Genomic DNA, 21,948 nt, shown 5'->3' with positions numbered 1-21,948 from the left:
TCCACGCCATGCCCTAAAACTTGCAAGAAAGCTAAGGGAAAAGAATAATGCTAGATTTGCTAATTCAAAACGGGTTAATTTTCGATGGTTTAGGTTCTGCACCTGTGCGCGGAGATATTGGCATTGAAAACGGCCGCATTGTCACTATTTCCCCATCAATAAATATCCCAGCCCGTGAAATAGTAGACGCTGCTAATTTATGGGTGACACCTGGATTTATCGACATTCACACCCATTACGATTTAGAGTTAGAAATTGCACCAGGATTGAGTGAATCAGTGTGTCATGGAGTTACTAGCGTCATTATTGGTAACTGTAGTTTATCTGTTACCATCGGTGAACCGCAAATGTTAGCAGATATTTTTCAAAGGGTAGAGACGCTTTCCCATCGGTTGATTGCTAAATGGTTACAAAAATCAGTTTCTTGGTACACTCCAGCAGAATATTTACAGCATTTACAACAGTTACCCCTTGGTCCAAATGTTGCGCCTATGTTTGGACACAGTGCTTTACGCGCTCATGTGATGGGATTAGAACGCAGCTTAAAAACTCAGCCGACAAAATTTGAACTAAAAATTATGCAGCGCATAGCCGCAGATGCTTTAGATGCTGGCTTTATTGGTATTTCTATTGATATGTTTCCGTGGCATCGGATGAGTGGAAAATGGCAAGGTGATACTATTCCCTCTCAACACGCCAAACTTAAAGAATATGCAATGTTAGCAGATTTGTGTAGGCGACGGGATCTAGTCTTTCAAGTTACACCCAACTTACAAAAACTGACTTCCTTCGCAGAGATTTTATGGATGGGTTTAGGCATAGGAAAAAAACCACTGCGGTTAACAGTTCTCTCCGCTTTAGATGCCGTACATGATCGCAAATTGTGGCGAATATTTGCCCCCCTGTTGTTTATTTGGAATCGGATTTTAAATGGTAATGTTCGCTTTCAAACATTAACAGAACCATTCACCATTTTTTCTGATGGACCAGTCACGCCCTTATTTGAAGAATTTTCTACCGGCGGACAACTCAATAGTTGTCAGTCACGAAAGGAACGAGAAGAATTATGGAAGTCAGAAATTTTTCGTCGTCAATTTCGTCAAGAATGGAATAATAAATGGCGTAGATCATTCCATCGTCGGTTAGATTTAATGGAAGTTGTAGACTGTCCGGAAGCAATTTGGCAGGGTTTGAGTTTTGCGGAAATTGCCCATCAAAAACAACAGGAACCACTAGATTTCTTTATTGACGCATTACAAAAATATGACACAGATTTACGTTGGGTAGCCACAGGAGCAAATGATCGCCTCAAACCCCGTTTAGCGATGATGCAGCATCCCTATATTTTACCTGGTTTTACTGATGCTGGCGCTCACGTGCGTAATCTGGGCTATTATGATGGGGCTTTATCTTTGCTCAAACAAGCAGTTACAACCGGCTTCCTTTCACCTGAAGTTGCTATTTACCGAGTTACGGGAGAACCTGCACAATGGTTTCGTTTGGATACGGGAGTTCTCAAAGTTGGTGCGAAAGCAGATATAGTTTTACTTGATCCCCAGGCTTTAAATCAGCCTATTAGTCCGCAGGTGCAGATATCAGATCCAGTTTTGGATGGTGAATATCGAATGGTGAAGCGTGGTTCTGATGAGATTGTACAGGGGGTTTTTATTAATGGGGTTCGGGTTGTTTGTGGGGGTGAGGTGAGTGATATTTTAGGAAGGGAAAGGGTGGGAAATGTTTTGTTTCCTGGTTGAATTATTTCGCATTCCAGGCGCAAAGGTGCGGAGAGTTATGATATCGTCAACCTGTTTTGATCATAGGCAAGATTACTAGCATAGTTAAAAGGGAACAGGGAACGGGCAACAGGGAACAGGAAATCGCCATAATTAAAATTAGGGGATTTGAACCGGACGTATTTTTGAAGCACTACGTGTCTTTCGACAAATGTTTTTACCTCTTTTCATCAATAAATTTAGGGGCTTGAAACCCATTATTCGGGCAGGATTTTACGACTATTCCCTGTTCCCTATTCCCTGTCCGAAGGGCTTGGTCAAAGTTTCGCCCAAAGGTGTAAAAAATATTTTCTTATGAGTGACATCAATTCTCATCCTCAACAAAAGTTGAAATATCGAATTAATCATCAAATTCACGATCATCCATTTACAGACTATTGGGATATTTTTGTTCTTAAACATCAACATCCTATTAATATTGTTCTACACATTCTGGGAATATTATTTTTTTATAGTCTACTTTTTTTAACGTGGAAATTACAAAATTTCTGGTTACTCTTAGGCTTACCATTAACTCAGTTGATAGGATTAGCAGGGCATTTTTTATTTGAACGTAGCCATATTGATAAACAAGATGCTATATTTTCCTGGAGGGCTTCTTATTGTTTGGGTAAAATGTTATTCAGGGTTTTAATGGGTAAATATCAAAACGATATTCATAAAAAGCAGGAAATTTTAAATAATTATCTAGCAAAAATTTATGCAAATCTTCAATAATTGGGATGTAGTTATTAAGGGTTGGTATATTGCTTGTTCCAGTGAAGAAATCCCTAAAAGCAAAGCTAAATCTTTAGAATTATGTGGGCAGAAAATTGTTATTTTTAGAGGTCAAGATGGACAAATACGGGCTTTAAATGCTTACTGTCCGCATTTGGGAACAGATTTAGGCATAGGAAAGGTTGATGGTAATTTGATTCGTTGTGCTTTTCATCATTGGGCATTTGATGAAACCGGGATGTGTCAAGATATTCCCTGTCAATCAGAAATTCCTACTAAAGCTAAAGTACAAGCTTACGCAACTGAAGAAAAGTATGGATTTATCTGGATTTATCCTGAAGCAAAAGCACCGGAAAACGTAGTTGATTTTGATGAATTGAAAGGTAAAGAAATTATTTCCCAAGCTGATACGGCATTTACGAGAACTTGTCATCACCATATTTGTATGATGAATGGAATTGATGCCCAACATTTAAGAACAATTCATCATTTAGATATTCAAATGGAACTATCTTTATATCGCAGTGAATTGGGTACACAAATTGATTTTACAATGCGGGGTCAATTTCCCCAAACTACTTGGCGAGAAAAATTAGGTCAAAAATTTCTTGGTTCTACTTATGAGTATTCTATGCGCTATGCTCATGGTTGTATTGGGTTGTTAACAATGATGAAAAATGTCCGGCTTTTTCCGCCACTTTATATGATTTATGCTTATACTCCCATTGCACGTGGAAAAACGCGAATTCAACCAATTTATGTAACAGAAAAACGTCCAGGTATGATGGGATTTTTGGTGAGTAAATTTTTGTTATTTTGTACTCGTTGGGCCTACTATATGCTCAGAGATGAAGATGGTAAAATTTACGACAATATTCAGTTTAATCCTCAGTTGCTGTTGAAGATTGATCAACCATTAGCTGAATATATGCAGTATGTTAACCAGTTAGAACCGTCTCAATGGTCAAATAACAGGGGTTTAGTATAGGCCTTGTCCACCAACCCCTATTGAGAAAGTGTAAAATGTGAATAAATAATTGTATTGTAAACAACCATTTTAGAATCTGTCACATTAAAAACTCATTTCAACCAGCCACTCGCTAAAGTTTAACTTAAGACTCCCTATAAATAAAGTTTAGGTAATTTCCGAAAAATGAAAAGTTTGCTTGTTTCTATAGAAAAGTTGCAACCAAGCGATCGCACAGCTATGTATATGCTGCTGCAAAATCACTTTCAAGGTATCACCTGGGATGCCTTTGAAATTGATCTAGAACGCAAAAACTGGGTGTTGTTATTAAAAGATGAAACATCCCATACACTCAAAGGATTTTCAACTCTGAATTTATGCCAAAAGACTGTTTTGGGAGAAAAATTTAGTGTTGTTTATTCGGGTGATACTATTGTTGATCCTAGTGCTTGGTCAAGTACAACATTACCGCGTAGTTGGATTGCAGCCATAAATTTTTTACGGCAAAATTATGCAGAAAATAAACTATACTGGCTGTTAATTTGTTCAGGTTTTCGCACTTATCGTTTTCTCCCTACCTTTTGGCAAGATTTCTACCCCCGTTATAATTTAAAAACACCTGCAAATGTTGAAAAGATCATGGGGAGTTTAGCAAAACAATACTATGGTGATTTCTATCAAGAAAAAACTGGGGTTGTCCGCTTTCCCTATCCTCAAATTTTGCGAGAAGGATTGATTGAAATTCCATCAGGAAGAGAAAATAGTCCCCATATCCAGTTTTTTGACCAAAAAAACCCTGGTTATCGACAAGGAGATGAATTAGTTTGTTTTACCGAAATAAGTTATGATAATCTCACCCGTGCTGGCAGACGGATGTGGGAGTCAAACTCATCCTTAGAATTTGTCAAAGATTGCATTCTCATTTAATACCAATTTCTAAAAAGAAGGCAAGAGACACAAACCTATAAACCCAGATATATAGGCTGACCTTCTTAATTACGAATTACGAATTAGTATAACTGTTATGGCATCTACCAACCTACAATCAAACTTTAATAATCCTACACAATTTATAGAAGGATGGTACTGGGCATTACCATCAAAAAAATTAAAAATTGGCAAGGTAAAAGCTGTCACATTGCTAGGTAGAAATCTGGCAATTTATCGAGGATTTAGTGGTGAAGTGATAGCGGTGGATGCTTATTGTCCGCATTTTGGCGCACATTTAGCAGAAGGTAAGGTAGAAGGTGATAGTATTCGCTGTTTTTTCCATAATTGGAAATACGATCAGCGCGGAATTTGTGTAGATATTCCTTCCCTTGAAAAACCCCTACCTGTATGTATCAACACTTGGAAAACAGCAGAAAAATACGGCATGATTTGGGTTTGGGTGGGAGAAGGAAAACCCAATTCCCTGCCCTTTGTACCAGAATTAGAAGATGTAGACTGTGATTATATATTGGGAACTCGGTTTATTAAAAATTGCCACCCCAATGTATTACTAATTAATGCGATTGATGCTCACCATTTTAACACGGTACACAATCTACCTTTAGAGATTGTTTTTACTTCTCAAAACCTCAACCCTAACGCTATTACTTTCAGCAATATTACACGGGGAGGGGATGATTCTTGGTTTATTCGTTTGATTCGTCCACTATACCGCAACGAAGTTACTTATAGTATGTGTTATTGGTATGGTAGCACTGGAACTGTAACATTAGGTCCTGATTTTCTGCACTTTTACATTATATTTTCATTGCAAATGATAGAAGGAGGAAAAACCGAAGGACAAACAATTTTAGTAACTCCCAAACGTCCAGGATTCTTAGGATGGTTTGTAAATCCTATTTTGTTATGGTTAACCCAGCGGGTTGGTAATTATTTTGCCAAAGGAGATACTCAAGTATTTCAAACTATTCAATTTAATTTACAAACTCCTACTAAAGCAGATCAATCAATTTTGCAATTTATCCAGCACGTAAATCACCAAAAATCCTTAACTTGGGGAACTTGGGAAACCTTGAATGATTCAAATATTAAAAACCTATCAAAATCCAACAGTGAATTAACTTTAATGGAACAGGAAAAACATGAGTTTAAAATATAATATTGTCGGTTTTGACTTACCGCCAACAGATTCAGATCACCGTTTACGAAAGATATTAACAGCAGCATTACCAAAGGAAAATAATTATGCTCCTGATCCCCGATCAAATTATTGGGATGCAGAATTTTTTAACTTACATCAAGTTAAAATTTTTCAAGAATCTAATATTGATGAACAATATGGAATTTTAGAAATTGCCAATCTTAGCTTATTAACAGAATCTTATTTTATTGAGAAAGCCGGTGTTGGCTATATGGCAAAAATGGTACTATTAGCAGACACCGTTGAAGAAAGAATGCTTTACGGACTGTTTACTGCTGATGAAGCTACTCACCTTCACCAAATTACCAAATTTTTACCTCAACAAGAAGTAACCAGCACGGATGATCCGTTTTTAAAACTACTCTCCGAAGTAGTGGAAAGTGCAGATAAAACAGTTTTGTTATTTGTACTGCAAGTAGTTTTAGAAGGATGGGGTTTAAGTCATTATCGCAGTTTAGCGAAAAAATGCCGCTATCCAGTTTTAGCAGAAATTTTTGATAATTTTTTACAAGCCGAATCTCGTCATCATGCTACAGGAACAACATTATTTAATCAAATGTCTGTTTCTCCATCCAGTCAAACAATAATCATCGAAATATTGGCACAGTTTTTGTTAATGGTACAAGTGGGACCCCAAAACCTACTAACAGCAATTGAACAAGTAAAAGGACATTTAACACGTGGGCAAAAAATCCAAATTTTAGAAGAAATAGATACAAAAAATCATAGCGGTACAAGATTAAAAATATTGCGATCGCTCATGAGTGTAACATCAGCAAATATCATCCTTCAAACCTTAGAAGAACAGGGAGCTTTTCAACCACTCCCCGCTAATAAATGTGTGTATTAGTAAGTATTATGAGTTAATACTGATGCAAGGTGAGCAGGACGAGACAAGTGCGGGCAATGTCCTCCCGGTACTTCTATCGCATCAATTCCCAAACGTTTACGTGCAGCGTAGCGTGACCATGCAGGAGAAATGATTCGGTCATCCGTACAAACAATATATTTACAGTCTACATTGGGTAAACAATTCAGGGGATTGATTTCAAAAATATATGCCATTGATTGCTGCAAACGTCCTTTTGAAAGCGCCCATTCCATTACATCCGGTTGACAATCATGATAGAAAAATTCCCTTAATACTGCTTCATCAGTAAAGTCTTTGCCAACAGAAACCGGATTAAACATATCAGGTTCATCATCAAATTTTTCGAGTTGACTAGACTCTTTTATTTCGTAATTTAATGACTTGAGAGTATGAGCATCAAAACTATGAGAAAATTGATCAATTGTACTTGTTCCTGGACATGGAATCAGACCCCCAATGAATACCAGTTCACGTACTTTATGGGCTTCTGCAACAAGGGGGATAACAGTACCAGCCATTGAGTGACCAACCAGCACAATATCATCATCAGTTTTTGGCAGAGCTTGAATTACTACATCTGCAAATTGCGATAAACTAGCAGAAGCATCTTCAATTGGCAAATCTACTGCTAATGTTTTATGACCTTTCCCTTCCAAGTAAGGAATCAACAAATCCCAAGACCAAGCACCTTGAAATGCACCATGAACTAGACAAAAAAGACTCATAAAAATTTTAGGCGAGTTTTTTGATTTGTGCTGATATTATAGTTTATGTCTTACTTGCATTATTATCAAAAAACATCCCCACTAACTAACCAATTCATAGATTTTATTTATGACAAATACTATTCCCAAACTTTCAGACATTCCAGCAACTTATCGCAAACTACAAATTAACCACACCCGCAACAAACAACAAGATCATACTGCTTTAATGGATGAAGTAGTTAACAACTTTCGCTATGAAAATTGTCAAAACGAATATTGGAACCCAGAGGAATTTTCTCTTCTATATGGTACACCTTTATGGGAGGAATCTAGCCAACATCAAAGAATTATTTTAAATCATCTTTATTGGGTAGCTTATTATTCTCAAATTGTCTCTGCTGAAATTGCTACTATCTTTTTTAATCAAACCAGTGCAGCCGGACTTTATGCCTATGAAGATTTTCGGTTAATTTGCGATACATTAGATTTAGAATCCTCCCAAGAAAGGACGCACATTAACACCTTCCGCACCATTGCCAAACAAGTTGAACAAGCGTTATTTGGGCAGTTTATCTTTACCTACCCCATGCGCGGACCTTTTACAGAAACGATGGTTTATGCTGATACTAATGCCTTAAAAACTTGGTGGAAAAAAATTCAACTGCAATATTTTGGGCTGATTTCTGCGAATAATACTTTTTTGGCTTGTCAGTATTTTACAGTTCGGGGAGTGCGGACACTAAATGGTAAGTTAGTACAGCATAAACTCAGCAATTATTATCAAAAACATCCCACTCAAGAAGCTGCTCCAATTCCTGCTAAAATATCTTACTATCACTTTCTGGATGAAAGTTTTCATTTCAATAGTTCGACTATTATATCTCACGATGTAGTTACTTGTCTTGCCCCTCCGACTGCTTTTGAGCGACTGGTGGCTAATTTAGGATTGTGGGGATGTCAGCGCGATCATTTTCATTTTTCAGCGGCAATTAATGGGATTTTTTGGTATGATCCGGCGTTGTATGAGAAGATTTATTATGTGTTGCGATCGCCTATTTTTGAGATGAGTTATAGGGATGCTAGGGAAATGATGCGACGCTGTTTTACTGAGGAATCAGAAGGGTTACACCGCAGTTTTTTAACTCATCAGGAAGCAATGGCATCTTATCAGGTGTATGTGGAGAAACTTGATTATCTTTGGCAACGTAATCGGGAAATGTCGCTGATGAGAAATAATTCTATTTCTCGCTATTTGGCTACTCAAAGGAGAGCATTTCAAAAATTTGAAAAAGGAGAAGATTTAGGTTTATATCACGCAGAGACGCAGAGGCGCAGAGAGGGGGAGAGTTTTTATTATGGCTGATTTGTGTAAGATATCGTTTCCAGGAAGTGGTTTTGAGCCGATTATTTTGGAGTTTAATACAAATTTATCTGAACGTTTGACAATTCAAAATTCACCTGTTTTGTTTGGTTGTCGAACTGGTATTTGTGGTACTTGTTTGGTTGAGGTGGTTGGTGATGTTCTTCCTCCCCAAGCTGATGAACAGGAAATGTTGGAGGCTTTAGCAGCTAATAATCCTCATGCGCGGTTAGCTTGTCAGGTTGATGTTATAGGTGATGTGGAGATTCGTAGGGTTTAGGTAGCGATTTAAAGTTAAGGTAATGAGGGTTAAAAACTACTAAAATAGTAAGTATGGATTGGTTCAAGCGCGTCTCAGAAATTCGGAAAACTTGTAACGTGCCAGCACCAGCCAGAAATGTTGCTATTGCTAGAGTATGGGTAGATGAGATGTTTTATGAGCTATTCGCCTTTAGTGGTAAGCTGGTACGAGAGGGAGCAGTTGTTGTACCCAATCAACCGATGTTTCAAACCTTTGAAGTTAGCGGACACCGAAGAGATTTAGACTCAGAGTACAAAATATTAGAAGCGATCGCACAAAGATATACAAATAATAGAGAAGTAAAGGGTAAGATTGAGTTATTCACAGAGAGAGAGCCTTGTGATTCGTGTGAGTATGTTATTAAGCAATTTATGCAAACTTTCCCGAATATTCAGCTAAATGTACATCACGGAAACATTGCGTAAAGGAGTCGATAGAAATGTTAATTTGCAATTTACCCGAACCACTTCAGCTTATTTTTAGTGAGAATAAGCCTTCTCCATGTTCAGATTTGGAAATAATTCAACTGGAACGACAAAAAAATATTAGTCTACCCAGCACCTACAAAGACTTTCTCAAGATGATGGGGCATGGGGCAGGTAAGTTTTTGCGTGGTTCAGATTGCTTTTACCAGCATTTACCGCAAATTCAAGAATGGGCTAAACAACTTTTGTTAGAAAATGATTTTCCTGAAGCTTTGCCAAAGGATGCTTTTGTATTTTTTATGCACCAGGGTTATCAGTTTAGCTTTTTCAGGCTTTCAGAAGGTGATAACCCACCAACTTATTCATATTGCGAAGGGCAGGAAGAGCCTGATTTTGTTAAAAGTCATGATCAGTTTAGTGACTTTCTAAAAGTGGAAATTGAGCTTTATTTAAAGTCTTCGATGTCTCGATCGAGTTAGAGATTTGCTGTATTAAATTGACATTCAGCTTTCTCTCTACCTAATATGGCACTTGTCAGTTTTCAGAACTGTTGGTTTTCCGAGCTTTAATTCAAACTACTCTGCTAAATCAGCTAATTTTATTGCAGGTGTTTGGCTGTTATTGTATGGATTATCCTTATAGTAAAATTCTATTTTTCCTTGTGCTTTTAAGTCCTCTATTAGCTGATAAGTTGAAGAAGTATCTTAATTCATTTGTCATAACAAATTGGCTTTATAGTCCCAAAATACTGATCCGAATAAGAGTTAATAATTATTTAGAGGATGTTTGATTCAAAGGATTAGAGTGAAACTTTAACCATAAAACCTTTATCTAGAGAATTATACTGTGAATTTTCAAATTTTTTAACATTTTTTTCCAGCAACCCTGTATACTTCATAACCTATTTACCATGCAATTTGAAGATTTCTGGTACATTGTCGCACTTAGCGAACAGTTAAAACCTAATCAGGTATTAGCAAGAACCGTTTTAGGAGAATGGTTAGCAATATTTCGTGGTGCAGATGGAAAACCTGTAGCTTTGCGCGATCGCTGTTTACATCGTAATAGTCGTTTATCTCCAGGTAAAGTCTGCAATGGTACTTTACAATGTCCCTATCATGGTTGGATATATGACAGTTGTGGTAATGTCATTGCTGTTCCCGCAGAAGGAAATGATTTCCAATCTTCCCCTCAACGTCGTGCAGAATCTTACCCTACCAAAGAACAAGATGGTTATATATATGTGCGGTTAGCAGATACCCCAAGAATTGATTTTCAACCCTTTCCTATGCCTTATTACAAACAACCGGGATGGGAAACAGTAAGGGTAATTAATCGCTTTGCGAATAATGTTACTAATTGTGCAGAAAACTTTATTGATATTCCCCATACGGCTTTTGTTCATCCTGGTGTTTTTCGTACTTCGCGTCAACAAAAATTAGAGATGACTGTGGAACGTTGCCATGGTTCGGTTTTGGTAGAATATGGCAATGAAAATAATAATTTAGGTTGGTACAGTCGGTTTCTAAATTCGCAGGATGGAGAGATTAAACATAGCGATCGCTTTTTTATGCCCAATATTACTTCTGTAGAATATCAAATGGGCAAAAATCGTCATTTATTCATTACCAGTCAATCTATTCCGGAAAATGATAATTCAACGTTGGTTTATACTGATGTCACCTATAACTATGGTATTTGGAATAAATTAGCTCGTCCCTTTGTGTGGTGGACTGCTCAACATATTATTAGTCAAGACATAGAAATTTTAGGAATTCAGGGAGAAGCGATCGCTAAATACGGAACACAGTTTTATAATACTCCTGCGGACACAATTCATATATTTGTAGAGTCAATTATATCAGCGATATCTCGTGGAGAAGATCCGCGTTTATTGCCCAATCAATCAGTTAAAGTCACATTTTGGGTTTAAGAATAATTCGTCCTTAATAAATTATCTGTTTCTTCGTGTTCAAAACCAGGCAATTAGCAATGGAAATAAAAAACTTTTCCCAATTTCTAATTTTTATTAGTTTTTTTAGTTTATTTGGTTGGACAATTTTCAATAAATTTACTAGAAATCAACTTAAATGTAAAAATCGAGAAGATTGGCTACTAGATAGTATAGGATTGACAATTCAAGGAATTTTCATTCCCTTACTACAAGCTACCTTGGTTTATGGGCTGTACCACCATGTCCTACACAACTATCAAGGATATTTAAAAATATCACTAATTCCGTCTTTTATTCTCAGTTTTGTTGTCATTGACTATTTATATTATTGGAATCATCGCTTATTACATACTAAAATATTTTGGCAACTTCATCAAGTCCATCATACTGTTACCCAAATGGATGTTTTAGGAACTTCTCGCAACACCATTTGGACTAGTGTGTTCATTATCTATTTATGGATACATCCATTATTTTTGTATCTGTTAACTGCTCCCACAGGTTATTTATTAGGAATTAGTTTAACATCTGCTTTAGATTTATGGAGACATAGCCGCTTGATGATTCCTACTAATAGCTCGTTTTATCAATTTCTATCTCCCTGGCTAATCTTCCCACAGGATCATAATTGGCATCATTCTAAAGAGACTAATAATTGTAACTATGGTGCTAATCTGAAAATTTGGGATAAATTACATAGAACTTATTATCAAAGTCAAGAATTACCAGCTATAATGGGAACTCCTACATCATTAAATTTAATTCAAAAACTTTTATTTCCATTTCCATGACAGTTTTAAGTACAATTCTTGCATTTTTTCCGACTTTAATATTATTGCTAACTGGTTCAGCAATAGTATACTTTATTTATTCACATAATCTTTTGAGCATCTTAGCTATTTTCTTCTGCATTTACGGTTTACCAGTGCTAGTTTACCGCTTACATGAATGGGTTTATCCTATCAAGGAAGGTATTAGTTATTTACAAGGTAAAGAATATAGTCATTGGTGGGGTAGTCATCAAATTCAGGTAATTTATATTGCGATTCCAGTTTTAGAAGCCGTATTAAGATTGATTCCGGGAATGTTCTCTTTTTGGTTAAAATTGTGGGGTGCTAAAGTGGGGAAAAATGTTTATTGGACACCTGGTTTAGAAATTGCCGATCGCGGTTTATTAGAAATTGGCGATCGCGTGGTTATTGGTCATCGTGTCGGGATTTATTCTCATGTCATCAAACCCCGCAAACAAGACTTAATGTTGTATGTCAAAAAAGTCAAGATTGGCAATAATGTTTTTGTTGGTGCTGGATCTCATCTTGCTCCCGGTGTAGTTATTAGCGATGGTACATTTATTTCATCTGCTACTAATCTTTATCCTAATCAAAAGGTGCAATAATGCGTCCCCTAATTCAACTATTTGGCAAAATACTTGCCCCCACAGCTAACAGATTTTATAAATCATTATCACAACCAGAATTAACCCAAAACTCTGTAAAACAAGAAATTTACCATCTTCTGATTAATAGTGAATATGGTAAAAATTTAAAAATAAATTCTCTAGATGATTGGCAGCGTCTACCCATTGTAAATTATGATGACATTGCATCTTATTTACAAAATCAAAATAAACAGATTTCTCTCACACCAGAACCGATTTTATTTTATGAAAAAACCTCCGGTAGTAGTGGTGCGGTGAAATTTATTCCCTATACTCAATCTTTACGAAAATCATTTAATCAGATGTTTTGCGTTTGGGCGCATGATTTGACTGCAAATGGTCCAAAATTTAGTACAGGAAAACTTTACGCTTGTATTTCACCACAATTAAATATAGCTGATCACCAAACTTTACAAGATGATTTAGATTATTTAGATGGTTGGTTAAGTTGGTTTTTACGTCCTTGGTTGGTGATGCCTAATAAACTGAAAAGCTTACATGATGCCAACTCTTTTAAACATCAGTTAGCTTTAGCATTACTACAAACTGAGAACCTGGAAATTATTTCTATTTGGAGTCCTAGCTTTTTACAAATACATTTACAATATATCCAAGAAAATCGAAATTTATTAAAAGCAGAATTACATAACCAAATCTCCCATAAGCGCCTAAAATTACTGGATGAAAATAAGATTAATTGGGCGCAAATGTGGGAAAGGTTAAAACTCATATCTTGTTGGGATAGTGCCAACGCAGCAGATCAAGCGCAGGGATTAAAATCAAAATTCCCTGGTGTATTAGTTCAAGGTAAAGGACTTTTAGCAACTGAAGCACCAATGACAATTCCTTTAATTGAAGCTGGGGGATATGTTCCTGTTTTGGATGAAGTATTTTTTGAGTTTGAAGATGATAATGGCAATTTATATTATTTACATCAACTTAACATTGGCAAAGAATACAATATAATTTTATCTCAAAAGGGTGGTTTATATCGTTATCGAATAGGCGATCGCATCCGAGTAACTCATTATTATCGCAACACACCCTGTTTAGAATTTATCGGACGACATCAAAATATTAGCGATTTAGTGGGGGAAAAATTACAAGAAACCTTTGTAAATAATGCTTTAAATCAGTTGAACTTACAAGGAACAAATTTTAAAAGCTTAGTTCCCGTTGCCGATCCCCCTCACTATATTCTATTGCTAGATTCGGCCACAGAAACGCCAGAAATAATCGCTCAAAAACTAGATCGGTTTTTATCAGCATCTTATCATTATAAAATAGCGCGATCGCTTGCTCAACTTGCCCCACCACAGGTTTTAATTTCCCGTCAAATTCCTGAAGTGTTAGTTTCCCATCGCATCCGCACTGGAAGTATTTGGGGAGGTATTAAGCATCCAATTCTAGCCACATCACCCATTAGCACTGAACTTTTGCAAGCATTGAAATACTGTAGCAATTCATAATATAGCGTTTCCCAGTCTCATGAAGTACATACCAATTTATTCCCTGTTCCCTGTTCCCTAAAACTAAAAAACTTTGTACCTCACGAGCATGGGAACTGCTATAAATGTCAAATTAAATACAAATAAGTATTTATTCCTGCTTTCCGAGATGCTACACGAACACAAAAGTAAATGTTTCTGTAAAATTAGGTAAAGTAATATTTCCACCCATCTACCAAAGACCACAGCTAACTCATGCAACTGCAACTCCGAGGATCTAAATCTACCCTAGCTACCCTATTGTTAATTGCCCCCTTTTTCCTCTGGGGTACAGCAATGGTAGCTATGAAAGGGGTAATACCTCATACAACACCTTTATTTATGGCAGCAGTGCGTTTGCTACCGGCAGGGATTTTAATTCTCATCGCTGCTGCATTTATGGGTAGACCCCAACCCAAAGGATGGTTAGCATGGCTGTGGATTATAATATTTGCCCTTGTGGATGGTACGCTGTTTCAAGGCTTTTTGGCAGAAGGGTTGGTGAGAACCAGTGCGGGGTTAGGTTCTGTAATGATTGACTCTCAACCTTTAGCAGTGGCTTTGCTGTCCCTGTGGTTATTTCAAGAACATATTGGCCTTTGGGGATGGTTGGGGTTAGGATTGGGAGTTGCTGGTATTAGTTTAATTGGCTTACCAGAAGAGTGGATTTTTCATCTTCTCGACTCAGGGGTAAAAATTACAGTCGATAATTGGCAACAATTGTTTGCTAGTGGTGAATGGTTGATGTTACTAGCAGCTTTATCAATGGCTGTAGGAACTGTACTCATTCGGTTTGTGTGCAGGTATGCTGATCCAGTGACAGCTACAGGATGGCATATAATTTTAGGCGGGTTGCCTTTGTGGGGAATTTCTTCGGTTGTGGAAGTGGAACAGTGGCAAAATCTTGTCTTATCCGACTGGTTAGCTTTAAGTTATGCAACTATATTTGGAAGTGCGATCGCTTACGGTTTATTTTTCTACTTTGCCTCTAGTGGTAATCTGACTAGTTTAAGTTCTCTCACTTTTCTCACACCAGTTTTTGCATTGATATTTGGTCATATTTTTCTTTCAGAAGTCCTCACCCCAATTCAATGGGGAGGAGTTATCCTAACTTTAATTAGTATTTATTTAATCAACCAGCGCGAAACCCTCTCAGGGCAAAATCACAAAGTTACCATCGGTGAAAACACTCAAGAGCAGCAACCAATTTTAGAAGCATCTGTCACCAAAAAGTAGAACACAATCACCCTAATCAATTCAGTCGGAGATGAGGAAGATGAGGGATAACAAGCAATTACTCATTACCAAGTATCAATTACCAATTACCAATCACCAATCACCAATTACCCATTGCATTCTCATATTTGCCTCTTGTTTATCCTTGGGTTTATTCCCAAATCTTGTGATTTCAGCCACACCTAACCCAGCACCTAATCAACAAGCTATTCTTATTCCAGGGATGAGAGGTTCGGAGGTGCAGGTATTACAAATACAACTGAAGGCGTTAGGATACTACAAGGACTTGATCGATGGACTGTATGGCATCAGTACACAAGCTGCCTTATCTAAGTTTCAAAAAGCACAGGGATTGAAAAGAACTGATGGTATTGCTGATATAACTACTCAAACAATTCTGACCAAAGCAGTATCAGTCCAAACTCAATGTACAACTTCTCCTGCTTCTCCTGCTCCCACTCCCCAAATTAACACCAAGTCTCAACCTAGCCAACGAGATTTTATCTGGTGGTCATTACTAGGTTTGGGGCTTTTAGGAACTATTGGTGCAGTTGTTTACTTAATCAAAAAGTTTGGTAAAGTTCCACAGTTAGCAGGATCAGAAGATCAGAAACTTCTCAAACCATCTCCTGATCATCATCCTAAATTTTTCTTAAACCCAGCACAAACAGCAACTTTACCAATTTCTACAGAATTAGTACCAATAGAAACAGGTACGCTTATTCCTAAGCTCAACTTATTTGACGAATTGATCAAAGACTTACGGTGTCATGATAGTAATAAGCGACGCAAGGCTATCTGGAATTTGGGTCAGCAAGGAGATTCACGTGCTGTTCAGCCACTGGTAGACTTGATGATTGATGCAGATTCTCAACAACAAGGTTTAATTTTATCAGCCTTGGCAGAAATTGGTACTTGCACGCTCAAACCGATGAACCGTGCTTTAGCAATATCCATGCAAGATGAAAATCCCCAAGTACGGAAAAATGCTATCCGTGATTTAGTTCGCATTTATGACACGATGGGGCAAATGAGCAAAATTGTGTTTCATGCACTGGAAGATCCCGATCCAGAAGTGCAGGAAACCGCAAAGTATGCTTTAAATCAAATGGACCGTATCCGTCGCATTCCCAGGGAGCAGATTTTAGGGGATATGAAGACAGAAGAGCTTTTAGAATAAGCTGACTACTATCAACCTACGGCAAAAACCGATCTAAAGCGGCTTTGAGTTGTTCAATTTCTACGTCGATATTGCCATTTTCTGAAGCTCTAGCAATACACTCGGTTAAATGTTCATCCAAAACAATCCGTGCTACCTTGTCTAATGCGCCTCTCACAGCCGCAATTTGTAGTAAAACATCAGGACAAGGGGTGTTTTGTTGCACCATTGTTTTCACTCCCCGAATGTGTCCTTCTATACGAGATAGTCGGTTGACAATTCGCCGCATGGACTCTTCACTATGGACGTGAGGATGGACTGACTTGACTGCCCCTGGAGTATGATCTGTATGTTCGTGGTCAAGATGATGATGGTGTGTGTGTTCTGCTTGCTGAGATGAAGCCAAGGATTCTTCAGCTAATCGGTTTGATCCATTCATGGGTCATTTAGGGTTTGGTATAATTAAATCCTAGCCTAGAAGGATTTGAGATTGGTGGAATAACCGAACTGAGTAAGGGCTAATTTCCATAATAGCCTGGTTAATCAATGTTCCATTAACTTGATGATAGAACTTGCTCTGTATCCCGAATTAGATGGGTAAGTAAGATAAAAACTTCAATATGCAAGGATTTTTATCCAAGCTATTAACATTAAGTTTAGCTACATTTGTGACGAAATTGCCAAAATTAGGCTTCTAGATTAGGTTGTGATTATGCGAATTTCCCAAGTACCCCGGTCTATACGCCAACTCAGTACCCATGTTTTAGCGATTTTTCTAGGAGTGGTGCTAACGGTTTCTTGTTTGCAGGTTTTACCTTCACAAGCAGAACCTGCACCCGATCCAGTGGTTACTCAAAGGCCATCTACTGCTGTTGGTGCTATTGGTAGCAGTAGCTTTGTGACAGCAGCGGTGAATCGTGTCGGATCTGCTGTGGTCAGGATTGATACAGAAAAAACTATTACTCGTCCTGTTGATCCGATTATGGAAGACCCGTTTTTACGGCGGTTTTTTGGTGAGAGTTTCCCCCAACAGTCGCCGACTGAACAATTACGCGGTCTAGGTTCTGGTTTTATTCTGGATAAAAGTGGCATAATTCTCACTAATGCTCATGTTGTTGATCAAGCTGATAAGGTAACTGTCCGGCTTAAGGATGGTCGCACCTTTGAAGGTAAAGTTAAAGGCATTGATGAAGTTACGGATTTAGCGGTAGTCAAGATTAATGCTGGTAGCGATTTACCTGTTGCACCTTTGGGTTCTTCCAGTAATGTGCAGGTGGGAGATTGGGCGATCGCTGTTGGTAATCCGTTAGGATTTGATAATACTGTCACTTTGGGTATTGTCAGCACTTTAAAACGTTCTAGCGCCCAGGTGGGAATTAGTGATAAACGTTTAGATTTCATTCAAACTGACGCTGCTATTAACCCCGGTAACTCTGGTGGGCCGTTGTTAAATGGTCAAGGTGAGGTAATTGGCATTAATACTGCTATTCGTGCAGATGCGATGGGGATTGGGTTTGCGATTCCTATAGATAAAGCAAAAGCGATCGCTGCTCAACTGCAACGTGATGGTAAAGTTGTTCACCCCTATTTAGGTGTACAAATGGTGACATTAACACCCCAATTAGCCAGACAAAACAATTCTGATCCTAATTCTGCAATTCAAATACCAGAAGTTAATGGTGTTTTAGTGATGCGAGTTGTACCCAACTCTCCTGCTGCGAAAGCTGGTATTCGACGCGGTGATGTAATTGTACAAATTGATAATAAACCAATTACTTCCGCTGAACAATTGCAAGGAGTTGTGGAAGATAGTCGTTTGGGTGAAATGTTGCAGGTGAAAGTACAAAGAGGAAATCAAACTCAGGTGCTTTCAGTTCGTACTGCCCAACTGCAAGATATTTCTTAATAGTTGATATTTCAGAATTTGAGCATATTTATATCCCCGATTTTGTCAATAAGTCGGGGATTTATTATTTACTATTTCCTCTTCCCTATTGCCTAAAGTGATATAATAAGAGAATTGAAAACGCGAGGTGAATTTCTATGGTAACTCTAGCACTTACTCACAGCGACACTCACACCAATAGCGTCATCCTCCATAATATTTCTTGGAATACTTTTGAAAGGATTTTATCAGAAACAGGTGATACTCGTAATAACAGATTTACTTATAATCAGGGAATCTTAGAAATTATGACTCCATTAATGCCCCATGAACATAATAAACGCTTGCTAGAAAAGCTAATTGATACGTTAGTTGAAGAGTTAAATCTCAACGTTAAAAGCACTGGTTCATTAACTTGTAAAAGAGAAGATTTAGCTAGAGGTGTAGAACCTGATTCTAGTTTCTATATTCAAAATGAACTAATTATGAGAAATAAAAGAAGTTTAGATTTAACTCAAGATCCCCCACCTGATTTAGTAATAGAAGTTGATTATGCTAGTTCTTCTATTGATAAGTTACCAATTTATTTAGCTTTAGGTGTTCCTGAAGTTTGGCGTTATGATGAACCTGTGATGCAAATTTATAGTTTATCAGATGGTAAATATATTCCTTGTAATGGTTCACCAACCTTTGCAAATTTACCTTTAAATACAGAAATTCCTCGGTTTTTAGCCTCAAGTTTAGAAATAGGTGAAGTGGCAATGATTCGGAGTTTTCGGAGTTGGTTAAAAACACAAGTAGAAAATATTAAATAAATGTCTGATAGCGTAGCGTGGCGTAGCCATATCAGGATATCCAGGATTTGAGGATTTACAGGATTAAGAAAGAGAAAATAAATTGTAAGTCAATATAGTATAATTAAATTGCAGAAGTTTGATATTAAGGATGTTGAAAAAATGTATCAAACAGATCCGCCCTTAGCGGCTAAAGAAACATTACCCACAATGTACGATCTGCCTAGCGAAGATCCAGAGGAGAAAGGTTTGCCGGATCAATTTCATTTATTACAACCACAATTATTAGCAGATACATTTCTTCCTCCTAACTATAAACAAGAGGAAATATTTACAGGAAGTGACATAAATCTGTATTTTGATTCTCGTCATCCATTGTGGTATAAACGCCCAGATTGGTTTGCGGTTGTGGGTGTTCCTTATTTGTATGAAAAAAGAGATTTGCGGTTAAGTTATGTAGTTTGGCAAGAATCTGTTAATCCTTATATTGTGGTAGAGTTACTGTCACCAGGAACAGAAAAAGAAGATTTAGGTCAAATATTGCGAGATGTGGAAAAACCTCCTGGTAAATGGGAAGTTTACGAAAAGATTTTAAGGATACCTTATTATGCCATATTTGATCGTTATAAATCAGAATTTAGGATGTTTGAATTAACAGGCGATCGCTATATTGAAACTTTGCGATCTACACCTTCAGATGCTAATTCTCGTTTTTGGATTCCTGGGTTAGAATTAGGTTTAGGAATTTGGGAAGGGAGTTATAAAAATGTGCAAATGCCCTGGTTACGATGGTACGATCAAAATGGTAATTGGGTGTTAACTCCCACAGAACAAGAAAGAGAAAAAGCGGAACAAGAAAGACAACGTGCAGAACAGGAAAAACAGCGTGCAGAACAAGAAAGACAGAAAACAGAAAAATTAATTGCCCAACTGCGTGCGCTAGGTGTTGAACCTGATTTAGATTAAAATTCAGATCCCCGACTTCTTTTATTAATTTCTCCTCGTTCCCAGTCTCAGACTGGGAATGCCATATAGAGGCTCTGCCTCATGATATTAAAATAACATCACCACACTACCCAAATCATCTCTGATTGTGCCAAAATGAACATAACTATATTTTAGGCATCTGTAACCGATGGTTTGGCAGCAGGGGTATAAACTACAGGGTGGGAGATACGTTATAGAAAAAGTCCTGGGAGAAGGTGGTTTTGGAATTACGTATCAAGCACAACATACACTTTTAAAGCAGTGGGTAGTTATAAAAACGCCGAATGAAAGCCTAAAAAATGATTCTGAATATCCCAATTATGTAAAAAGATTTATTCAAGAAGGACGCAAATTAGCAAAACTTTCTCAACAACCACACCCGAATATTGTCCGTGTAACTGAATTGTTTCAAGAAAGTGAAACATACTATTTAGTCATGGATTTTTTGCCTGGTGAAAGTTTATTTAATATAGTCAAAAAAAAGGGATCATTACGAGAATTAGAAGCAGTAGGATATATTAAACAAATTGGAGAGGCTTTAATTTTTGTCCATCAACAGGGTTTAGTACATCGGGATGCACACCCTGGTAATATTATGGTACAAAAAAATGGTAAAGCTGTTTTAATTGATTTTGGAATTGCAGGGGAAATAATGCCCCAAGATGGATATTTTACTTCTCATCATCCTGCTAATATTGCTTTTGCACCCTATGAACAAATGGGAGGTAATAGACAAGTAACGATAGATGTTTATACTCTTGCTGCTTCTTTATATTATGCAGTTACAGGTAAACGTCCTGAAAGTTCGCTAGATAGAAAATTATATAATAAACCGTTAATTTCTCCTAATAAATATGTTGTTGGTATCAGTGATGGGTTGAATCTGGCAATTCTGAAAGGTATGAGTTTAGAAGCGGAAAATCGTCCGCAATCTATGAGAGAATGGTTAAGGTTATTACCTGATTTTAGTAATCAGGTTTATCAGGTTAGTCAGAAAATAGAACATCAAACTATTAGGACTGAGAAAACTGTTCCTGTTATTGTAGGTGTTAATAATTCTCCTAATGTTAAGGTAAATAGTAAGAATATTCCTTGGGTTTGGTTAGTAGTTATGAGTTTATATTATGTAATAATGGGGTTTTTATCAGCAATCTCCTCAGTTTGGATTCTTACTTCTACCATGCCTCCAGCTATGAATTCATCGGTGGTTACAGCTTTGGGTACTGATGCTGTAATTTTTCTTGTGGCTTTTTCTTTCGCTTTACCTTGGGATGGATCTCCGGCTTTATTTTTAGCTTTCGCTGGATTTATATTATTATCATGTATCGAGGTAGTATCAAAATATGGTTGGGTAGCTGTTGTTGGCTATATTGGGTTTTCTGTTTTGCATTTACTCGTATTTTTTGCTTATTCTTTTGCAAATAAACAATTAAAAAAATATTTCAGCAAATTGCATCAATTTCTGATCATGCTTTGTACATCTTGGTTAGGCTTATTTTTAGGTTGGTTAGTACATCAAATTTTCCCAAAATTTGTAAGATTATCTTGATATTGTAAAATAGTGAATTAATTTTTCCAGGAGTAGACTAATGTTTCTTTACCACGGTACAAGTTTTGAAAATGTTCCCCGTATTTTAAGTCAAGGATTGTTACCCAGAGGCTCTGAAAATGGTAATTGGTCTACATCTGAGTCAAATAATTTTGCATCAAGAAAG

The 21,948-nt window shown here is 37.2% G+C and carries 22 protein-coding genes; 20 read left to right on the top strand and 2 right to left on the bottom strand.

The window, feature by feature from the left end; translation table 11 throughout:
- The first annotated feature begins 47 nt into the window (after positions 1 to 47).
- The 6 genes from H6G06_RS03365 to H6G06_RS03340 all read left to right on the top strand — a co-directional run bounded on the left by H6G06_RS03365 (position 48) and on the right by H6G06_RS03340 (position 6,479).
- Positions 48 to 1,754, top strand: a complete 1,707-nt coding sequence (locus H6G06_RS03365; protein WP_190557045.1) for an N-acyl-D-amino-acid deacylase family protein — start codon at positions 48 to 50, stop codon at positions 1,752 to 1,754.
- Positions 1,755 to 2,087: 333 nt separating this feature from the next.
- Positions 2,088 to 2,510: an Mpo1-like protein gene (locus tag H6G06_RS03360; RefSeq protein WP_190557043.1), complete on the top strand. Its 423-nt coding sequence runs from the start codon at positions 2,088 to 2,090 to the stop codon at positions 2,508 to 2,510.
- Positions 2,494 to 3,498 (top strand): aromatic ring-hydroxylating oxygenase subunit alpha, encoded by a 1,005-nt coding sequence (locus tag H6G06_RS03355; protein ID WP_190557041.1) that lies wholly within the window; start codon positions 2,494 to 2,496, stop codon positions 3,496 to 3,498. The genes H6G06_RS03360 and H6G06_RS03355 overlap by 17 nt, the downstream gene beginning before the upstream one ends.
- 165 nt (positions 3,499 to 3,663) lie before the next feature.
- Positions 3,664 to 4,404 (top strand): hypothetical protein, encoded by a 741-nt coding sequence (locus H6G06_RS03350; RefSeq protein WP_190557040.1) that lies wholly within the window; start codon positions 3,664 to 3,666, stop codon positions 4,402 to 4,404.
- A 97-nt stretch (positions 4,405 to 4,501) separates the two neighbouring features.
- Positions 4,502 to 5,587, top strand: coding sequence for an aromatic ring-hydroxylating dioxygenase subunit alpha (locus H6G06_RS03345; RefSeq protein ID WP_190557038.1), 1,086 nt, complete (start codon positions 4,502 to 4,504; stop codon positions 5,585 to 5,587).
- Positions 5,571 to 6,479, top strand: a complete 909-nt coding sequence (locus tag H6G06_RS03340) for a ferritin-like domain-containing protein (protein WP_190557036.1) — start codon at positions 5,571 to 5,573, stop codon at positions 6,477 to 6,479. Before H6G06_RS03345 ends, H6G06_RS03340 begins: the two co-directional genes overlap by 17 nt.
- Here H6G06_RS03340 and H6G06_RS03335 read toward each other — a convergent pair.
- Positions 6,476 to 7,225 (bottom strand): alpha/beta fold hydrolase, encoded by a 750-nt coding sequence (locus tag H6G06_RS03335; RefSeq protein WP_190557034.1) that lies wholly within the window; start codon positions 7,223 to 7,225, stop codon positions 6,476 to 6,478. The two genes, H6G06_RS03340 and H6G06_RS03335, sit on opposite strands and share 4 nt — an antisense overlap.
- 109 nt (positions 7,226 to 7,334) lie before the next feature.
- Between H6G06_RS03335 and H6G06_RS03330 the strand changes: the two genes are divergently transcribed.
- The 10 genes from H6G06_RS03330 (at position 7,335) to H6G06_RS03285 (ending at position 16,588) form a co-directional block, all read left to right on the top strand.
- Complete coding sequence (locus tag H6G06_RS03330) at positions 7,335 to 8,570, top strand: P-aminobenzoate N-oxygenase AurF (RefSeq protein ID WP_190557032.1); 1,236 nt, start codon at positions 7,335 to 7,337, stop codon at positions 8,568 to 8,570.
- Complete coding sequence (locus tag H6G06_RS03325) at positions 8,563 to 8,847, top strand: 2Fe-2S iron-sulfur cluster-binding protein (RefSeq protein ID WP_190557030.1); 285 nt, start codon at positions 8,563 to 8,565, stop codon at positions 8,845 to 8,847. Before H6G06_RS03330 ends, H6G06_RS03325 begins: the two co-directional genes overlap by 8 nt.
- 53 nt (positions 8,848 to 8,900) lie before the next feature.
- Positions 8,901 to 9,293, top strand: a complete 393-nt coding sequence (locus tag H6G06_RS03320) for a deaminase domain-containing protein (protein WP_190557028.1) — start codon at positions 8,901 to 8,903, stop codon at positions 9,291 to 9,293.
- Positions 9,294 to 9,307: 14 nt separating this feature from the next.
- Positions 9,308 to 9,772: an SMI1/KNR4 family protein gene (locus H6G06_RS03315; RefSeq protein ID WP_190557026.1), complete on the top strand. Its 465-nt coding sequence runs from the start codon at positions 9,308 to 9,310 to the stop codon at positions 9,770 to 9,772.
- A gap of 431 nt (positions 9,773 to 10,203) precedes the next feature.
- Positions 10,204 to 11,226: an aromatic ring-hydroxylating dioxygenase subunit alpha gene (locus tag H6G06_RS03310; protein WP_190557024.1), complete on the top strand. Its 1,023-nt coding sequence runs from the start codon at positions 10,204 to 10,206 to the stop codon at positions 11,224 to 11,226.
- Positions 11,227 to 11,285: 59 nt separating this feature from the next.
- Positions 11,286 to 12,038, top strand: a complete 753-nt coding sequence (locus H6G06_RS03305) for a sterol desaturase family protein (protein ID WP_190557022.1) — start codon at positions 11,286 to 11,288, stop codon at positions 12,036 to 12,038.
- The gene (locus H6G06_RS03300) at positions 12,035 to 12,643 is read left to right on the top strand and encodes an acyl transferase (RefSeq protein WP_190557020.1); all 609 of its coding nucleotides are present in this window, start codon (positions 12,035 to 12,037) and stop codon (positions 12,641 to 12,643) included. Before H6G06_RS03305 ends, H6G06_RS03300 begins: the two co-directional genes overlap by 4 nt.
- Positions 12,643 to 14,154 carry a GH3 family acyl-acid amido synthetase gene (locus H6G06_RS03295; protein WP_190557018.1) on the top strand — a complete coding sequence of 504 codons (1,512 nt, stop codon included), beginning with the start codon at positions 12,643 to 12,645 and terminating at the stop codon, positions 14,152 to 14,154. The genes H6G06_RS03300 and H6G06_RS03295 overlap by 1 nt, the downstream gene beginning before the upstream one ends.
- A 234-nt stretch (positions 14,155 to 14,388) precedes the next feature.
- Complete coding sequence (locus H6G06_RS03290) at positions 14,389 to 15,408, top strand: DMT family transporter (protein ID WP_190557016.1); 1,020 nt, start codon at positions 14,389 to 14,391, stop codon at positions 15,406 to 15,408.
- A gap of 40 nt (positions 15,409 to 15,448) precedes the next feature.
- Complete coding sequence (locus H6G06_RS03285; RefSeq protein ID WP_242039579.1) at positions 15,449 to 16,588, top strand: peptidoglycan-binding protein; 1,140 nt, start codon at positions 15,449 to 15,451, stop codon at positions 16,586 to 16,588.
- A gap of 16 nt (positions 16,589 to 16,604) precedes the next feature.
- On the opposite strand, the gene H6G06_RS03280 is transcribed toward H6G06_RS03285, so the two are convergent.
- On the bottom strand, positions 16,605 to 17,006 hold the full coding sequence (locus H6G06_RS03280; protein WP_190557012.1) for a metal-sensing transcriptional repressor: 402 nt from the start codon (positions 17,004 to 17,006) through the stop codon (positions 16,605 to 16,607).
- A 273-nt stretch (positions 17,007 to 17,279) separates the two neighbouring features.
- Here H6G06_RS03280 and H6G06_RS03275 point away from each other — a divergent pair, with 273 nt between their 5' ends.
- From H6G06_RS03275 to H6G06_RS03260, 4 genes are all read left to right on the top strand, one after another.
- Positions 17,280 to 18,473: an HhoA/HhoB/HtrA family serine endopeptidase gene (locus H6G06_RS03275; RefSeq protein WP_190557003.1), complete on the top strand. Its 1,194-nt coding sequence runs from the start codon at positions 17,280 to 17,282 to the stop codon at positions 18,471 to 18,473.
- Positions 18,474 to 18,610: 137 nt separating this feature from the next.
- Positions 18,611 to 19,267 (top strand): Uma2 family endonuclease, encoded by a 657-nt coding sequence (locus H6G06_RS03270; RefSeq protein ID WP_190557001.1) that lies wholly within the window; start codon positions 18,611 to 18,613, stop codon positions 19,265 to 19,267.
- Positions 19,268 to 19,408: 141 nt separating this feature from the next.
- Positions 19,409 to 20,212: a Uma2 family endonuclease gene (locus H6G06_RS03265; RefSeq protein WP_190556999.1), complete on the top strand. Its 804-nt coding sequence runs from the start codon at positions 19,409 to 19,411 to the stop codon at positions 20,210 to 20,212.
- A 169-nt stretch (positions 20,213 to 20,381) separates the two neighbouring features.
- Entirely contained in the window at positions 20,382 to 21,782 is a 1,401-nt protein-coding gene (locus H6G06_RS03260; RefSeq protein ID WP_190556996.1) for a serine/threonine protein kinase, read from the top strand.
- Positions 21,783 to 21,948 lie beyond the last annotated feature (166 nt).

The organism is Anabaena sphaerica FACHB-251 (assembly GCF_014696825.1).
Lineage (GTDB): Bacteria > Cyanobacteriota > Cyanobacteriia > Cyanobacteriales > Nostocaceae > RDYJ01.
Note: the sequence above shows the minus strand (reverse complement) of the source record. Positions and strands in the feature narration are given on the sequence as shown.

Coding starts and splice junctions, on each gene's coding strand:
- H6G06_RS03355 (WP_190557041.1), top strand. CDS start 2,494: ATGCAAATCTTCAATAATTGGGATGTAGTTATTAAGGGTTGGTATATT.
- H6G06_RS03335 (WP_190557034.1), bottom strand. CDS start 7,225: ATGAGTCTTTTTTGTCTAGTTCATGGTGCATTTCAAGGTGCTTGGTCT.
- H6G06_RS03265 (WP_190556999.1), top strand. CDS start 19,409: ATGTATCAAACAGATCCGCCCTTAGCGGCTAAAGAAACATTACCCACA.
- H6G06_RS03315 (WP_190557026.1), top strand. CDS start 9,308: ATGTTAATTTGCAATTTACCCGAACCACTTCAGCTTATTTTTAGTGAG.
- H6G06_RS03325 (WP_190557030.1), top strand. CDS start 8,563: ATGGCTGATTTGTGTAAGATATCGTTTCCAGGAAGTGGTTTTGAGCCG.
- H6G06_RS03330 (WP_190557032.1), top strand. CDS start 7,335: ATGACAAATACTATTCCCAAACTTTCAGACATTCCAGCAACTTATCGC.
- H6G06_RS03345 (WP_190557038.1), top strand. CDS start 4,502: ATGGCATCTACCAACCTACAATCAAACTTTAATAATCCTACACAATTT.
- H6G06_RS03275 (WP_190557003.1), top strand. CDS start 17,280: ATGCGAATTTCCCAAGTACCCCGGTCTATACGCCAACTCAGTACCCAT.
- H6G06_RS03260 (WP_190556996.1), top strand. CDS start 20,382: ATGGTTTGGCAGCAGGGGTATAAACTACAGGGTGGGAGATACGTTATA.
- H6G06_RS03270 (WP_190557001.1), top strand. CDS start 18,611: ATGGTAACTCTAGCACTTACTCACAGCGACACTCACACCAATAGCGTC.
- H6G06_RS03320 (WP_190557028.1), top strand. CDS start 8,901: ATGGATTGGTTCAAGCGCGTCTCAGAAATTCGGAAAACTTGTAACGTG.
- H6G06_RS03310 (WP_190557024.1), top strand. CDS start 10,204: ATGCAATTTGAAGATTTCTGGTACATTGTCGCACTTAGCGAACAGTTA.
- H6G06_RS03365 (WP_190557045.1), top strand. CDS start 48: ATGCTAGATTTGCTAATTCAAAACGGGTTAATTTTCGATGGTTTAGGT.
- H6G06_RS03340 (WP_190557036.1), top strand. CDS start 5,571: ATGAGTTTAAAATATAATATTGTCGGTTTTGACTTACCGCCAACAGAT.
- H6G06_RS03350 (WP_190557040.1), top strand. CDS start 3,664: ATGAAAAGTTTGCTTGTTTCTATAGAAAAGTTGCAACCAAGCGATCGC.
- H6G06_RS03285 (WP_242039579.1), top strand. CDS start 15,449: ATGAGGGATAACAAGCAATTACTCATTACCAAGTATCAATTACCAATT.
- H6G06_RS03290 (WP_190557016.1), top strand. CDS start 14,389: ATGCAACTGCAACTCCGAGGATCTAAATCTACCCTAGCTACCCTATTG.
- H6G06_RS03300 (WP_190557020.1), top strand. CDS start 12,035: ATGACAGTTTTAAGTACAATTCTTGCATTTTTTCCGACTTTAATATTA.
- H6G06_RS03295 (WP_190557018.1), top strand. CDS start 12,643: ATGCGTCCCCTAATTCAACTATTTGGCAAAATACTTGCCCCCACAGCT.
- H6G06_RS03360 (WP_190557043.1), top strand. CDS start 2,088: ATGAGTGACATCAATTCTCATCCTCAACAAAAGTTGAAATATCGAATT.
- H6G06_RS03280 (WP_190557012.1), bottom strand. CDS start 17,006: ATGAATGGATCAAACCGATTAGCTGAAGAATCCTTGGCTTCATCTCAG.
- H6G06_RS03305 (WP_190557022.1), top strand. CDS start 11,286: ATGGAAATAAAAAACTTTTCCCAATTTCTAATTTTTATTAGTTTTTTT.